The following is a 12,223-nucleotide window of genomic DNA, read 5'->3' as shown; positions in this document are numbered from 1 at the left end:
CATGTTCGATAAATTGCAGCGGGCGTTCTGGAAAGCCCTGACACCGGATTTGATCGCCGAAACCGTGGCAGCGCCGCAGCAGAGCGCATTGCCGGCGGATGTGCTGGCGGCGTTGGGCGGGGCGGATAACCTCAAATCGCAGCAGCCTGTGGCGCTGACGCGGGTGCGCGTGCAGTTGCAGGACGTTGCGCGGCTGGATGGCGCGGCGCTTAAAGCGGCGGGTGTGCCGGGCGTGATGGTGTTGACCGGCGGTGTTGTACACCTGATCACCGGCCTCTAAGGCAACAACAATCCAATGTGGGAGCGGGCTTGCCCGCGATTGATCGTTTGATCGTTCCCACGCTCTGCGTGGGAATGCATCTTTGGGCGCTCTGCGTCCGCTTTTAAAGTCGTGACGCGGAGCGTCACAGGCGGCGTTCCCACGCAGAGCGTGGGAACGATCAGCGTTCTAGAGCTGTGGGTTATCTTCCGGCGGCTTGGTTTTATCCACACCCGGCACATGCAGGTTGCCTTCCACCACCTGGTTGCCTTCCAGCTGCGGCTGGGTCACCCAGGTCAGAATGTCGTAGTAACGCCGGATGTTCGCCACAAAGTGCACCGGTTCCCCGCCGCGTGCGTAGCCATACCGCGTCTTGCTGTACCACTGCTTCTGCGACAGGCGTGGCAGCATTTTCTTCACGTCCAGCCACTTGTTCGGGTTCAGCCCTTCGCGTTTGGCCAGTGTGCGTGCATCGTCCAGGTGCCCGGTGCCGACGTTGTAGGCCGCGAGCGCGAACCACGTACGATCCGGTTCGGCGATGCTGTCGTCCAATTCATCCTTGATCTTCGCCAGGTACTTGGCGCCCCCCATGATGCTTTGCTTGGCATCCAGGCGGTTGGACACGCCCATCGCCTGGGCGGTGTTCTGGGTCAGCATCATCAGGCCGCGCACGCCGGTCTTGGAGGTGACGGCCGGTTGCCACAGCGATTCCTGATAGCCGATGGCCGCCAACAACCGCCAATCGACCTTTTCTTCCTTGGCGTAGGTGCGGAAATGCTTTTCGTATTTGGGCAGGCGCTGCTGCAAATGCTGGGCGAAGGTGTAGGCGCCCACATAGCCGAGTACATCAACGTGCCCGTAATAGCGGTCTTTCAAGCGCTGCAGGGTGCCGTTTTTCTCGACCTTGTCCAGGTAGCTGTTGATCTCGTTGAGCAAGCTGTTGTCTTCGCCCGCCGCCACGGCCCAGCTCTGGTTGCTGGCGTTGCCGAGGTCGAACGCCACACGCACGTTGGGGAAGTACACCTGGTTCATCGCGACTTCGTTGGAATCCACCAGGGTCAGGTCGATTTGCCCTTCGTCGACCATGCGCAGTAAGTCGACAACCTCAACGGCGTCGGACTCTTCGTATTCAATTGCGGGATTCTGCTTTTTAAGCGCCGCCAATTGCTCGGCGTGGGTGCTGCCCTTGAGCACCATGATCTTCTTGCCCACCAAATCCGCCGCGTTGGTCGGGCGGGACTGGCCGTTGCGATAGATGATCTGCGGGGTCACTTCCAGGTAAGGGTGGGAGAAACGCACCTGTTGCTCACGTTGCTCGCTGCTCACCAGACCGGCGGCAGCCAATACCGGACCGTTGGGTTTGCCCAGCTGGCCGAACAGGTCGTCGAGGTTGTCGGCGGTCTCGATTTCCAGCTTTACACCCAGATCGTCGGCAAAGCGCTTGACCAGTTCGTACTCGAAACCGGTCTCACCGTTGCGGTCCTGGAAATACGTGGCGGGGCTGTTCCGGGTTATCACCCGCAATACGCCATCCTCCTTGATTCGCTCGAGCGTGCTGGGTTTATCAACACAGGCGCTGAGCATCAGGAAGAGTCCGGTTGCGAGGAGCCATTTGGCGCATCGCGGGCGCAAAGCAGTAGGGGAGAACATCTGCGCAGTATACGCAAACGCCCCCCCGCGCCATATCTCGACAGCAGGGGACTTGTCTGCTAGCGCCCGCAAAACCGGGCTGCAGCCCGCAGAAATGCGGGTTGGCGCGGGTTTGTGACGGTTAAAATAACTGCGCGCCTGCCCCCGTAAAATGCCCCGATAGCGTGCAAACCGTGCCAACTGACGTTCGGCAACGGCCAGCGGTGCCGTTTCGGGTGCCGTTGGCGGCGGTTTACGCTAGAATGCACGGCCTCAAAGCACACCCCCTTCCCGAGGCTGTCCCGAAGATGTTGATCCTGCGCGGCGCTCCTGCCCTTTCTGCCTTTCGCCACAGCAAACTCCTTGAGCAACTGAGCCAAAAGGTTCCAGCTGTTACAGGCCTGTACGCTGAATTTGCTCACTTCGCCGACGTTACCGGCGTGTTGACCGCCGACGAACAGCAAGTGCTGGCACGCCTTCTGAAGTACGGCCCAAGCGTTCCCGTTCAAGAGCCGACCGGCCGCTTGTTCCTGGTTCTGCCGCGGTTCGGCACCATCTCGCCCTGGTCGAGCAAGGCCAGCGACATCGCCCGCAACTGTGGCCTGGAAAAAATCCAGCGCCTGGAGCGCGGCATCGCCTTCTACGTCGCCGGCCAGTTCAGCGATGCCGAAGCCGAGCTGATCGCCAGCAGCCTGCACGACCGCATGACCCAGATCATCGTCAGCCAGCTGGAACAGGCTGCCGGCCTGTTCAGCCATGCCGAACCCAAGCCGCTTACCGCAATTGATGTGCTCGGCGGTGGCCGCGCCGCCCTCGAGAAGGCCAACACCGAGCTGGGCCTGGCGCTCGCCGAAGACGAGATCGACTACCTGGTCAACGCCTTCAACGGTTTGAAGCGCAACCCGCACGACATCGAACTTATGATGTTCGCGCAGGCCAACTCCGAGCACTGCCGTCACAAGATCTTCAACGCCAGTTGGGACATCGACGGCGAAAGCCAGGAAAAAAGCCTGTTCGGCATGATCAAGAACACTTACGTGATGCACAGCGAAGGCGTTCTGTCGGCTTATAAGGACAACGCTTCGGTGATCGTCGGCTCCGTCGCCGGCCGTTTCTTCCCGGACCCTGAAACCCGCCAGTACGGCGCGGTGCAGGAGCCGGTGCACATCCTGATGAAGGTTGAGACCCACAACCACCCGACCGCGATTGCCCCGTTCCCGGGCGCAGCCACCGGTTCCGGCGGCGAAATCCGTGACGAAGGTGCGACCGGCCGTGGCGCCAAGCCAAAGGCAGGCCTGACCGGTTTCACCGTGTCCAATCTGCAGATCCCGGGCTTCGAACAGCCGTGGGAAGTGCCGTACGGCAAGCCTGAGCGCATCGTGACCGCGCTGGACATCATGATCGAAGGCCCGCTGGGCGGCGCCGCGTTCAACAACGAATTCGGCCGTCCGGCCCTCACCGGTTATTTCCGTACCTTCGAACAGTCCATCACCACTCCGCGTGGCGATGAAGTGCGCGGCTACCACAAGCCGATCATGCTGGCCGGCGGCATGGGCAACATCCGTGAAGAACACGTCAAAAAAGGCGAGATCCTGGTCGGCTCCAAGCTGATCGTGCTCGGCGGCCCGGCCATGTTGATCGGCCTGGGCGGCGGCGCGGCTTCCTCCATGGCCACCGGCACCAGCTCGGCAGACCTGGACTTCGCTTCCGTACAGCGCGAAAACCCGGAAATGGAGCGTCGCTGCCAGGAAGTCATCGACCGTTGCTGGCAGTTGGGTGACAAGAACCCGATCAGCTTCATCCACGACGTCGGCGCCGGTGGTTTGTCCAACGCCTTCCCGGAACTGGTCAACGACGGCGACCGTGGTGGCCGTTTCGAACTGCGCAACATTCCAAACGACGAGCCGGGCATGGCCCCGCACGAAATCTGGAGTAACGAATCCCAGGAACGCTACGTACTGGCCGTTGGCCCTGAAGACTTCGCGCGCTTCCAGGCCATCTGCGAACGCGAGCGCTGCCCGTTTGCCGTGGTCGGCGAAGCCACTGCCGAGCCACAGTTGACCGTGACCGACAGCCACTTCGGCAACAGCCCGGTGGACATGCCGCTGGAAGTGCTGCTGGGCAAGGCCCCGCGCATGCACCGTTCGGCCGTGCGTGAAACCGAGCTGGGCGATGATTTCGACCCGAGCAAACTGGACCTCACCGACAGCATTGAACGCGTGCTGCACCACCCCGCCGTGGCGAGCAAAAGCTTCCTGATCACCATCGGCGACCGCACCATCACCGGCCTCGTTGCCCGTGACCAAATGGTCGGCCCGTGGCAGGTTCCGGTGGCTGACGTTGCCGTCACCGCTACCAGCTTCGACGTCTACACCGGTGAAGCCATGGCCATGGGCGAGCGTACCCCGCTGGCCCTGCTGGACGCCCCGGCGTCGGGCCGCATGGCCATTGGTGAAACCCTCACCAACATCGCCGCGTCGCGCATCGGTAAATTGTCCGACATCAAACTGTCGGCCAACTGGATGTCCGCTGCCGGCCACCCCGGTGAAGACGCGCGCCTGTACGACACCGTTAAAGCTGTCGGCATGGAGTTGTGCCCTGAGCTGGGCCTGACCATTCCGGTGGGCAAGGACTCCATGTCCATGGCCACCCGCTGGAACGAAGACGGTTCGGACAAGAGCGTCACCTCGCCGCTGTCACTGATCGTCACCGGTTTTGCGCCGGTCACCGACGTGCGCCAGACCCTGACGCCGCAACTGCGCATGGACAAGGGCACCACCGACCTGATCCTGATCGACCTCGGCCGTGGCCAGAACCGCATGGGCGCCTCGATCCTCGCGCAAACCCATGGCAAGTTGGGCAAGCAGGCACCGGACGTCGATGACGCCGAAGACCTCAAAGCCTTCTTCGCGGTGATCCAGGGCCTCAACGCCGACGGCCACCTGCTGGCTTACCACGACCGTTCCGATGGCGGCTTGCTGACCAGCGTGGTGGAAATGGCCTTCGCCGGTCACTGCGGCCTGAACATCGTGCTCGACAGCGTTGCCGAGGATGCGTCCGAAATCAACGGCATCCTGTTCAACGAAGAGTTGGGTGCGGTGATCCAGGTTCGCCAGGACGCAACGCCAGACGTACTCGCCCAATTCAGCGCCGCTGGCCTGGACGACTGCGTGGCGGTGATCGGCCAGCCGATCAACAACGGCGAAATCAACATCTCGTTTAACGGCGATACGGTATTTGCCGGCCAGCGCCGCCTGCTGCAACGCCAGTGGGCCGAGACCAGCTACCAGATCCAACGCCTGCGCGATAACGCCGACTGCGCCGAGCAGGAATTCGACGTGATCCTGGAAGAAGACAACCCGGGCCTGAGCACCAAGCTCAGCTTCGACGTCAACCAGGACATCGCCGCGCCTTACATCAAGAAAGGCATCCGCCCACAGGTTGCCGTGCTGCGTGAGCAGGGCGTCAACGGCCAGGTGGAAATGGCGGCCGCGTTCGACCGTGCCGGCTTCAACGCGATCGACGTGCACATGAGCGACATCCTCGCCGGTCGCGTTGACCTCAACGAGTTCAAAGGCCTCGTCGCCTGCGGCGGTTTCTCCTACGGCGACGTGCTGGGTGCCGGTGAAGGCTGGGCCAAATCGGCGCTGTTCAACAGCCGTGCCCGCGACGCGTTCCAGGGCTTCTTCGAACGCAACGACAGCTTCACCCTGGGTGTGTGCAACGGTTGCCAGATGATGTCCAACCTCAGCGAACTGATCCCGGGCAGCGAGTTCTGGCCGCACTTCGTGCGCAACCGTTCCGAGCAGTTCGAAGCCCGTGTCGCCATGGTGCAGGTGCAGGAGTCCAACTCGATCTTCCTGCAAGGCATGGCCGGTTCGCGCATGCCAATCGCCATCGCCCACGGTGAAGGTCACGCTGAATTCTCCAGCGAAGAAGCGTTGCTGGAAGCCGACCTGTCCGGTTGTGTGGCCATGCGTTTCGTCGACAACCACGGCAAGGTCACCGAGACCTACCCGGCCAACCCGAACGGCTCGCCGCGCGGGATCACCGGCCTCACCAGCCGCGACGGTCGCGTCACCATCATGATGCCGCACCCGGAGCGCGTATTCCGCGCCGTGCAAAACTCGTGGCGCCCGGAAGAGTGGAACGAAGACGGCGCCTGGATGCGCATGTTCCGCAACGCCCGCGTGTGGGTGAACTAAGACGGTGTACAAGCTCGCCTTCTTTGTGCCCGCAAGCCATGTGGAGACGGTGAAAACCGCCGTCTTCGCAGCGGGCGGCGGGCGCATCGGCAACTACGACAGCTGCGCCTGGCAAGTGCTGGGCCAGGGCCAATTCCGCGCGATGGACGGCAGCCAGCCGTTTATCGGGCAGATTGGCCAGGTTGAAGTGGTTGAGGAATGGAAGGTTGAGCTGGTGGTGGCGGATGAATTGATCGTGGCTGTCGTGGCTGCGCTCAAACTGAGCCACCCGTACGAGACACCGGCGTATGAGGTGTGGCAGTTGGCGGATTTCTGATTCGCACGCTGCAAAAACAAGAAACCCGCTGGGCCAGTTTGGTCAGCGGGTTTTTTGTTGCCTGCCAGTGCCTCATCGCCGGCAAGCCGGCTCCTACAGTGAGACGCGATCAACTGTAGGAGCCGGCTTGCCGGCGATGGCGTCCGTACAGGCGCCGCAGACCTTTCCGATAAACCTTTCAGGTTGTCCCTCGGAACCTCGCTCAATAGCCTTCTTCGGTCGCTGTCGACTCAGTGATCGGGATCTAATTTCAAGGCCCGTCCAGCAACAACGCTCTCGGGTTTGATATTCAATGATGGAATTGCCAGATACCGTCGCTCCACGCGTAAATACAAGTAGTCCCCTAGGGAAAGCCCTGGTTTCAATGTTCAAATCCATCGAAGTGGAATTGATGCTTGAAGGGGCTGAAGCTGGCTCGGTCAAGGTCATTGTCTTCGGCGGTTGTGCTGTTCATTTATACACGCACCACCGTATTTCCACGGATGTTGATGCGGAGATTTATTGCGCGAGCTTTAGAAATAAGCTGCGCCTTCAGACACTGTTGGCGGAATTTCCAGAGCAGTTTTTCGATGAACGATCTGGGCGCGTCATGGAGCTGAACTACGACCTCCAATACAACACTAGCTTTGGCCCGCTGCACGAAGACTACTGGGAACGAAGTCTTCCCCTGGATGAGTTTCCTGCACAATCCGCACTGCACTTGCATATAGCGGCACCTATCGACATTGCCATCTCAAAATTGGCTAGAGCTACCGATCAGGATGTAAGCGATATCATGGCGCTGCTCAGGGCGGGCTTCATTGTGACCACTGAGCTCCGTCGGCTGGCATCGCAGGCGATTGATATGTATGTTGGAAACAAAGAACCACCCAGGTCCATTCTGACCAATATTTTGCATGATTATCTGGAGACAGCAGATGGCGAAGCCTTTTAACGCTCCCGTCCTCTCGTCCGCGTTGGACACGCTGGTTAAAAGCCCTTTGAATCAGGCCGATGATGAGGCGCTGGTAAGTGCAGCGAAAGCTGTCTGGTACTCTGACGCGAACCTTGTCGGTGAAGTGAAGAGCTTTCTAGAGGCTCACTCCAGTGAATTGGAGCTTCGTCGCGCGGGGTATCTGCTGGAGCGCTTCACACGCTTTTCGTGTGTAACGGATAGCCGGGTTTTGGAAGCCTTGCACGCTATTGAGCTGTTTGCAGCGACTGCTTCCAAGCAGGATGTGAAGCCTTTGGGCGTAGTTGCACTGCGCAGCCGCCGTGATGAACTGGCGGTGTCCTGGGGACTGAGTGAGGGGCTTGGTTTGAAGGTTCAAGCACTGATGCCGTTTCAGACTCGCCATTACGAAGCGAAGCAGCGTGGGGCGTCTGCCTAGGCGGAAAAAGCAAGAAGAGCCTGAGTGTAAAGCGCGAAACCCGCTGGGCCAGTTTGGTCAGCGGGTTTTTTGTTGGCTGTGAAATCCCATCGCTGGCAAGCCGGCTCCTACAGAGAGAGCGCGGTCAACTGTAGGAGCCGGCTTGCCTGCGGTGGGGGCAGCTCAGACAGGGATGATTTAAACCCTGGCCCCGACCTCACGGCCACTGACCAACCGCTCCAACGCCTCACCCAATCCCAACGCTTTGTCACCGATCAACAGGTGCCAAACGCCGCTTTCCATCTGGCTGACCCCTTGGCAGCCCAGCGCGGTCAGATCGGTTTCTGACAGCACCGAATCATCCCCCAATTCCACCCGCAACCGGGTCATCGCCACGGCTTCCAGCTGGCGCACATTCCCTCGGCCGCCCAGTGCGTTCAGCCATTTCTCGGCTTCTTGCACATTTACCGCAACCGGCTTATCCACAGGCGCAACGCTCACAGGTGCAGTGGCAACAAACGACGGCATGGCCAGGCGAATCTCATCGGCAATGCTATCGGCCATCGGCCCGACCACCACCTGCAAACTGCCGCCATTACCGGGCCGAACCACGGCCATGGCGCCCAGCGCTTTCAGTTCGGCATCCACGGCTTTGTTGCGATCCACCATGTCCAGACGCAGACGCGTGGTGCAGGCACCGACGCTCAGCAAATTCTCTGCGCCACCCAAGGCCTGGATGTACGCCGTAGCTCGCTGGTTATCACTCATCACCTCAGCCTGCACCACCTGGATATCTTCACGCCCAGGCGTCTTCAGGTTGAACCGGCGAATGCAGTAGTTGAACACGCTGTAGTAAATCACCGCGTACGCCAACCCGACCGGGAACACCAGCCAGCCGTTGGTGGACTTACCCCAACCCAGCACCATGTCGATAAACCCGCCGGAGAAGGTAAAGCCCAGGTGGATGTTCAGCAGGTTGGTGACCGCCATCGACAGGCCTGTCAGCACCGCGTGAATCAGGTACAAAAATGGCGCGAGGAACATGAACGCAAATTCAATCGGCTCAGTCACCCCGGTCAGGAACGAGGTCAGTGCCATCGACAGGAAAATCCCGCCCATGACCTTGCGGCGTTCCGGCAGTGCATTGCGGTACATCGCCAGGCACGCAGCCGGCAGACCGAACAGCATCACCGGGAACATACCGGTCATGAACTGGCCGCCTTTGGGGTCGCCGGCGAAGTAGCGGGTCAGGTCGCCGGTCACCACGGCGCCAGTGGCCGGGTCGGTGAAGCTGCCGAACACAAACCACGCCATATTGTTGAGAATGTGGTGCAGGCCTGTGACGATCAGCAGGCGGTTGAACACGCCAAACACGAACGCACCGAAGCTGCCGCTTTCCATCAGCAGCACGCCGAAGCTGTTGATGCCGTGCTGGATCGGCGGCCAGATCAGGCCGAAGATCACGCCCAGCGCAACTGCCGAAAACCCGGTGACAATCGGCACAAACCGTCGCCCGCCAAAGAAGGCCAGGTACTCCGGCAGCTTGATGTCCTTGAAGCGGTTATACAGCCCGCCCGCCATCAGGCCGCTGGCGATACCGGCGAGCATGCCCATGTTGATGGAGGTGTCCATCACCTTGAGCGTGGAGATCATCACCAGATACCCGATGGCGCCAGCCAGGCCCGCTGTGCCGTTGTTGTCGCGGGCGAAACCCACGGCAATGCCGATGGCGAAGATCAGCGCTAGGTTGGCGAAGATCGCCTGCCCGGCGTCGTGCATCACCGCGATGTTCAAAAGGTCAGTGTCACCCAGGCGCAGCAAGAGGCCGGCGATCGGCAGGATTGCGATCGGCAGCATCAGTGCACGGCCCAGGCGTTGCAGGCCTTCGATGAAATGTTGGTACATGGCGAGTCTCCTTTTCTTGTTGTTGTCAGCTCAGCGGCCAGTGGTGTTGACAGGCTTGGCGAACGGCCTTGGCGCTGCTCAGGTCGAGCAGGCCCTGGCTCAATTGCCGGCATTGCGCCGCGTCCAGGTGGCGGACGCGGTCCTTGATTTCACCGATTTGCAACGGGCTCACCGACAGCTCGCTGACCCCCAGCCCCACCAGCACGGGCGTGGCCAACGGGTCGGAGGCGAGGGCGCCACACACGCCGACCCAGCGCCCGTGTTTTGCAGCGCCGGCACAGGTCTGGGCGATCAGCCGCAGCAGCGCCGGGTGCAGCGCATCGACACGCGCGGCAAGGCCGGCGTGGTCGCGGTCCATGGCCAGGGTGTACTGGGACAGGTCATTGGTGCCGATGGACAAAAAGTCTGCGTGCCTGGCGAGTTGCTCGGCCATCAGCGCGGCGGCGGGCACTTCGATCATCACGCCCAGTTCCGGGCGCTGGGTCAGTTCCAGCTCGGTGCACAGTTCATCCAGGCGCTGACGGATCTGCAGCAGCTCATCCACTTCGCTGACCATCGGCAGCAGGATGCGGCAACGCTCCAGTGGCGACACTTGCAGCAGTGCGCGCAGTTGCTGGTCGAGCACATCAGGGCGTACTTGCGCCAGGCGAATCCCGCGCAAGCCCAGCACCGGGTTGGCTTCAACAGGGAGTGGCAGGTAGTCGAGCTGTTTGTCGCCGCCCACGTCAATGGTGCGGATGATCACCGACTTGTCGCCCATGGCGTCCAGCACGGCCTGATAGGCCTGGCGCTGTTCCTGCTCATCCGGCGCGGTGCGGCGGTCGACGAACAGAAATTCGGTGCGCAGCAGGCCAACGCCATCGGCGCCGTTTTCCAACGCCACCTGAGCTTCGGCGCTGGACGCCACATTGGCGGCCACTTCGATGGTTACGCCGTCGGTGGTGCGCGCCGGTTGTTGGGCCTGAGCCTGTTGCTGTTGGCGGCGCAGCTTTTGCGCATCGCGAATCTGGTGCACTTCGGCGTGACGCGCCTCACTGGGCGACAGTTCCAGTCGACCGTTGGCGGCGTCCAGCACCACGCGCTGGCCTTGAGGAATGTCGAGCACTTCGCTGCCCAAGGCGACTACACACGGCAAGCCTTTGCCACGGGCGAGGATTGCCACGTGAGACGTCGCGCCGCCTTCGGCCATGCAGATGCCGGCCGCGTCCTGGGCACTCAGTTGCAGCAGGTCCGACGGGGTCAGTTCATGGGCGCTGACGATTGCGCCCGGTGGCAATTCGAAATGCCAGGCCTCACCCAGCAGCGCGCGCAACACTCTTTGTTGCAGGTCGCGCAGGTCATTGGCGCGCTCGGCAAACAACGGTTTACCCAGCGCCAGCAACACGGCGCATTGAGCCTGGATCGCATCGCGCCAGGCGTGGGTGGCCGCGCTGCCATTTTCGATGGCGCCGGTGGCGGCTTCCAGCAGGGTCGGGTCTTCGAGCAGGGACAGATGCGCCGCGAAGATCTCTTCTTCCTCGACGTTCCTGCGCTGGCGGGCGTGCTCCAGAGTGTTGCGGATTTCACCGCGCACATGTTCCAGGGCCGTGTCCAGGCGTTGCAGTTGTTCATCAGCAGCGTGGTGGCCGGGGTCTTCCGGCAGTTCGATGCCGGTCAGGCGCAACAACGGCCCGCAGACCAGGCCCGGTGCCGCGCACACCCCTTGCAGCACACCGGCTTCGGTATTCAGTTGGCGCGCAGCCACGGCCACCGGCGCGTGGTGTTCTTCCTGAATGGCAGCAGACAAGGCCGCCACCAATGCCTGCAACGCAGCCTCGGCATCTTTGCCGCGACAGCTCACGCGCACCTCGTCGCCCTCGCCAATCCCCAACCCCAGCAAGCCAATCAGGCTGTCGCATGCGGCGGATTTGCCGGCGTAGTGCAGATGGGCCTGGCTGCTGAAACCTTGCGCGGTCTTGCGGATCAATGCGGCGGGGCGCGCATGCAGGCCGCCACGGTGGGTAATGCGCACGCTGGCGCGCACTTCGGTCACCGAGTTATCCACAAGCGCCGGTTTCGTGGCGCTCGAACGCGTCACAATTCGCAACAACGGCTCGCCGACCTTGACGCTGTTGGCGGCGATCGGCAGCAGCTCATAGCCATCGCCATTGGTCAGGATGATCAGGCTGACCAGGCTTTTGCACTGGCGCGCAATGCGGTCCAGATCAAACTGCACCAGCGCCTGGCCTTGCGTTACCCGCGCGCCTTCCTTCACCAGCAATGCAAAGCCTTCGCCGTTGAGTTCCACCGTGTCGATGCCCACATGCATCAAGAGTTCGGCGCCGTTTTCAGCACGGATGGTCAGGGCATGCCCGGTGCGCGCGACATGGATGATCACCCCGTCACACGGTGCGTGCAGGCAGTCGTTCAGCGGGTCGATGGCAAGGCCGTCGCCCATGGCGCCACTGGCGAACACTTCGTCGGGAACGTCGCCCAGGGTCAGCACCGGGCCGCTGAGCGGGGCGCTGAGGGTCAATTCATTATTGTTGTAGGACATGGGCACGGTACTCATCAGGAAAAC

The 12,223-nt window shown here is 61.6% G+C and carries 8 protein-coding genes; 5 read left to right on the top strand and 3 right to left on the bottom strand.

What is annotated here, in order from left to right; translation table 11 throughout:
• Position 1 precedes the first annotated feature (1 nt).
• A complete protein-coding gene (locus ATI14_RS01045) occupies positions 2-280 on the top strand; it encodes a PTS sugar transporter subunit IIB (protein ID WP_016971957.1) in 279 nt (92 codons plus the stop codon).
• A 168-nt stretch (positions 281-448) separates the two neighbouring features.
• On the opposite strand, the gene mltF is transcribed toward ATI14_RS01045, so the two are convergent.
• Positions 449-1,909 (bottom strand): membrane-bound lytic murein transglycosylase MltF, encoded by a 1,461-nt coding sequence (mltF, locus tag ATI14_RS01035; RefSeq protein WP_016971956.1) that lies wholly within the window; start codon positions 1,907-1,909, stop codon positions 449-451.
• Between the two features lie 287 nt (positions 1,910-2,196).
• Between mltF and purL the strand changes: the two genes are divergently transcribed.
• From purL to ATI14_RS01015, 4 genes are all read left to right on the top strand, one after another.
• The gene (purL, locus tag ATI14_RS01030) at positions 2,197-6,093 is read left to right on the top strand and encodes a phosphoribosylformylglycinamidine synthase (RefSeq protein ID WP_016971955.1); all 3,897 of its coding nucleotides are present in this window, start codon (positions 2,197-2,199) and stop codon (positions 6,091-6,093) included.
• 4 nt (positions 6,094-6,097) lie between these two features.
• Positions 6,098-6,409, top strand: coding sequence for a YqfO family protein (locus ATI14_RS01025; protein ID WP_016971954.1), 312 nt, complete (start codon positions 6,098-6,100; stop codon positions 6,407-6,409).
• A 364-nt stretch (positions 6,410-6,773) separates the two neighbouring features.
• Positions 6,774-7,343 carry a DUF6036 family nucleotidyltransferase gene (locus tag ATI14_RS01020; RefSeq protein WP_016971953.1) on the top strand — a complete coding sequence of 190 codons (570 nt, stop codon included), beginning with the start codon at positions 6,774-6,776 and terminating at the stop codon, positions 7,341-7,343.
• Positions 7,327-7,779 (top strand): hypothetical protein, encoded by a 453-nt coding sequence (locus ATI14_RS01015; protein ID WP_016971952.1) that lies wholly within the window; start codon positions 7,327-7,329, stop codon positions 7,777-7,779. The genes ATI14_RS01020 and ATI14_RS01015 overlap by 17 nt, the downstream gene beginning before the upstream one ends.
• 177 nt (positions 7,780-7,956) lie before the next feature.
• Here the strand turns inward: ATI14_RS01015 and nagE are convergent, their stop codons facing one another.
• Entirely contained in the window at positions 7,957-9,663 is a 1,707-nt protein-coding gene (nagE, locus tag ATI14_RS01010) for an N-acetylglucosamine-specific PTS transporter subunit IIBC (protein WP_016971951.1), read from the bottom strand.
• Between the two features lie 25 nt (positions 9,664-9,688).
• On the bottom strand, positions 9,689-12,199 hold the full coding sequence (gene ptsP, locus ATI14_RS01005; RefSeq protein WP_016971950.1) for a phosphoenolpyruvate--protein phosphotransferase: 2,511 nt from the start codon (positions 12,197-12,199) through the stop codon (positions 9,689-9,691).
• Positions 12,200-12,223: the final 24 nt, after the last annotated feature.

The sequence above is a fragment of the Pseudomonas tolaasii NCPPB 2192 genome (genome assembly GCF_002813445.1).
GTDB classification, from domain to species: Bacteria; Pseudomonadota; Gammaproteobacteria; order Pseudomonadales; family Pseudomonadaceae; genus Aquipseudomonas; species Aquipseudomonas tolaasii.
The sequence above is the reverse complement of the archived record's forward strand: the minus strand, read 5'-3'. Positions and strand labels throughout refer to the sequence as shown.

Excerpts from the sequence above, each read along its gene's own strand:
- ATI14_RS01015 (WP_016971952.1), top strand. The coding sequence starts at position 7,327 with ATGGCGAAGCCTTTTAACGCTCCCGTCCTCTCGTCCGCGTTGGACACG.
- ptsP (WP_016971950.1), bottom strand. The coding sequence starts at position 12,199 with ATGTCCTACAACAATAATGAATTGACCCTCAGCGCCCCGCTCAGCGGC.
- ATI14_RS01045 (WP_016971957.1), top strand. The coding sequence starts at position 2 with ATGTTCGATAAATTGCAGCGGGCGTTCTGGAAAGCCCTGACACCGGAT.
- ATI14_RS01020 (WP_016971953.1), top strand. The coding sequence starts at position 6,774 with ATGTTCAAATCCATCGAAGTGGAATTGATGCTTGAAGGGGCTGAAGCT.
- mltF (WP_016971956.1), bottom strand. The coding sequence starts at position 1,909 with ATGTTCTCCCCTACTGCTTTGCGCCCGCGATGCGCCAAATGGCTCCTC.
- purL (WP_016971955.1), top strand. The coding sequence starts at position 2,197 with ATGTTGATCCTGCGCGGCGCTCCTGCCCTTTCTGCCTTTCGCCACAGC.
- nagE (WP_016971951.1), bottom strand. The coding sequence starts at position 9,663 with ATGTACCAACATTTCATCGAAGGCCTGCAACGCCTGGGCCGTGCACTG.